At 33.1% G+C, this 2,601-nt stretch carries 2 protein-coding genes; both read right to left on the bottom strand.

Features of this window, described 5'->3' with window-relative positions:
- Window positions 1-119: 119 nt before the first annotated feature.
- A complete protein-coding gene (locus BLS33_RS24500) occupies window positions 120-1,145 on the bottom strand; it encodes a dioxygenase family protein (RefSeq protein WP_089895970.1) in 1,026 nt (341 codons plus the stop codon).
- A 71-nt stretch (window positions 1,146-1,216) separates the two neighbouring features.
- Window positions 1,217-2,479 (bottom strand): serine hydrolase domain-containing protein, encoded by a 1,263-nt coding sequence (locus BLS33_RS24495; protein WP_089895968.1) that lies wholly within the window; start codon window positions 2,477-2,479, stop codon window positions 1,217-1,219.
- Window positions 2,480-2,601: the final 122 nt, after the last annotated feature.

Raw genomic sequence — 2,601 nt, 5'->3', positions numbered from 1 at the left:
TGCGGAGCAAGTTATATTAAAATAAAAAAGGTGGTTTAAGGCAAAAAGAAAATATTAATTAACTTTAGAGAACTGGACTAGGGCTTTTCATAGGAAACGTTGTTGGCAGTAGTTATTTTTTAAATTTTATCTGCGTATATTTCTGGGAAATCGTAATGTCTATGAAAAACTAATCCAGTTACTTGATTCTCGTCATTTCGTTTGAATTCAATATCTGCCTCAAAAGCTCTATAAATATATCTGTCTTTAAATTTTGGAAATATTTCACATTTAGGTTGAATTGGCATTTCAGCCGTTAATACTCCATTTTCTTTTGAAATTGTAATTTTCAATTCTTCTCTATTACCACCATAAAATTGAATTAACTCCTTTTCAAGCGGTGTTGATTTATATTTGACTTTATAGACTCCAATATATTCTACAAATTCCTTTTTGTCTTTTTCTTCTTTTTTTACATTTTTAAGAGTTATATCGAAATTTAATAAAATTGCATCTATCTCAATTCCTTGAATTCCTTTTTGGCTTTTTATGCTTACTTGTTTCTTTTCAACTTCCGAAAGTTTCGAGGCAAATGCATCCTTTTTGTTTAGCTCTATTTCTTCCTCAAAATACAATTGGGTAATTAATTCATGATAACCACGCCTCGCTACCTTAAAATGAATATGTGGTGTTCTCCAGTCGTCATTATCTGCATCAACTATATATTTTCCAGGTTTTATAGTCTTAAAGCCATATTCGCCTTTTTCATTTGTTTTCATTTGCCCCCAACCTTGAAAATTTGGGTCATCTTCTATTTGATTTGTATCATATTCATGAGTGTATTTCCCATGAGTATTGGCGTGCCATATCATTACTAATGCGTTAGATATTGGATTACATTTCTCATCTGATACTTTTCCTCTAACATAAATTACTTGCCCTTTTGGTTTACTAACAGAACCGTTGAACTTTGTTAAATCAAAATCCTTATCTGCTTGGTCTTTATTGGGATGAAATGGTCCCATCGTATCATATTGAGTGGGAACACATTCCTGTACATCTGTATTTTCTTTGCATCCTAACAATTTCAACGAAATAACACCAATTGTACCTCCAACTCCAAGTTTAAGCCATTTCCTACGATTAAATTTCTTTTCGTTATTCATTTTGTTTTAGTTTGTGGTTTTAATTGCTGCCAACGGTTGTGTTATGCTCGGTTTTATTTACGTTCTACTTTTCAATCGAAAAGTCCAGATTTAGAAATTTGCCTAGATATATGACTCAATTCGTTTGACACTCCATTATCATCGGCAGTTCCAAAAAAGGCTATCACTAAATTGAGAGAAGGTGAAATGTATAGACCTTGTCCACTAAATCCTCCTTTATAAAAATCTCCGTCTTTCATTATTTTGTCCCATTGATAGGTATTGTGATGAACAACTTCTTTGTCAAGTGTGTAATTTTCGGAACCGTATGCAGTTACCAAGTGAGGACGACCTTGCTTTTGAATTTTATCAAAATATTCATTTGAAACGAAAGTATTATCACCTGAACGACCATCGGTTAAAAACATATAGCCAAATCGAGCTAAATCTCGAAGTGTAGAATTGATTCCTGCGTGAGAAATACTGGTGCCATTTGTTTGAGTAATAAATGCATCAGATTCCGCACCGATTTTTCGCCAAATTTCACGTTCAATATTTTCTGCATAAGAAAGACCTGTGATTCTCTCTACGAGGCAAGAGAGAACGAATGTGTTTACTGAACTATATTCAAATATCTTTCCAGAGGTTTTTGCAGACGATAATGTTTTAATGTGCTCAAAAGCATTGTCTGCGGTTTTTTCTGTTCGTTTTAGAAATCCAAGAGCTGCTTCAAATTGATAGTAACAAGTTTCAGGGTTTTCAAAAGCGCCATCAACCCATTCACGACAATCAATTCCTGAAGCCATATCGAGAATGTCAATAACAGGAACGTTTTCCCATCCAGACCCTTTAAGTTCAGGTAGATAATGTTCTATTGGTTTTGTTACATCAAGTTGTTTTCTGTCTTCCAAAATTGCTATAAGTGTTGAAGCAAATACTTTAGATACTGACCAGTAAAGATGCCTATCGTCTGGAAACATTCTTGGGTAGGCTTCATATACAATTTGGTCTCCTTGTAATATAAGCATACCATCCACTTTCTCGCTAGTTTTAACATAGTCATGAAGTGTTATTTCTCCTAATTCAGAAGAAACAATAAACTCCTCGACTTCTTTCCGGTAATCTTCGTTCAAGCTTTTAATATTTCCTTCTCGACTGATTATGGAGTGAGTCCAAAATTCAGGCATATTTAAATAGATATAACGAGAAATTTCACCTCCATCATCCCAATTATCCAAATTCCATTGCTTAAATACAGATTGAATTTCTTCATTTGAAAAACCATCATAAGTTTGAGCAAATAAATTTGAATATGGAAGAATTAATAAAAGAAGTATTAGTCTGTAATAGTTCATTTTTTCAAGGATGTTCGGTTTTTAGAAATTCCAACTAACGTCAAATTTAATTGCTGATATTCAGTGTATTACCAAATCCGATGTCTTCCGGTTTGATTTCAAATTTAGCAATATTCCTTTTG

This window comes from Kriegella aquimaris (assembly GCF_900103215.1).
Taxonomy (GTDB): Bacteria; Bacteroidota; Bacteroidia; order Flavobacteriales; family Flavobacteriaceae; genus Kriegella; species Kriegella aquimaris.
The sequence above is the reverse complement of the archived record's forward strand: the minus strand, read 5'-3'. Positions and strand labels throughout refer to the sequence as shown.

What these genes read in the sequence shown, in the direction of transcription:
- BLS33_RS24500 (WP_089895970.1), bottom strand. Translation starts at nt 1,145, where the DNA reads ATGAATAACGAAAAGAAATTTAATCGTAGGAAATGGCTTAAACTTGGA.
- BLS33_RS24495 (WP_089895968.1), bottom strand. Translation starts at nt 2,479, where the DNA reads ATGAACTATTACAGACTAATACTTCTTTTATTAATTCTTCCATATTCA.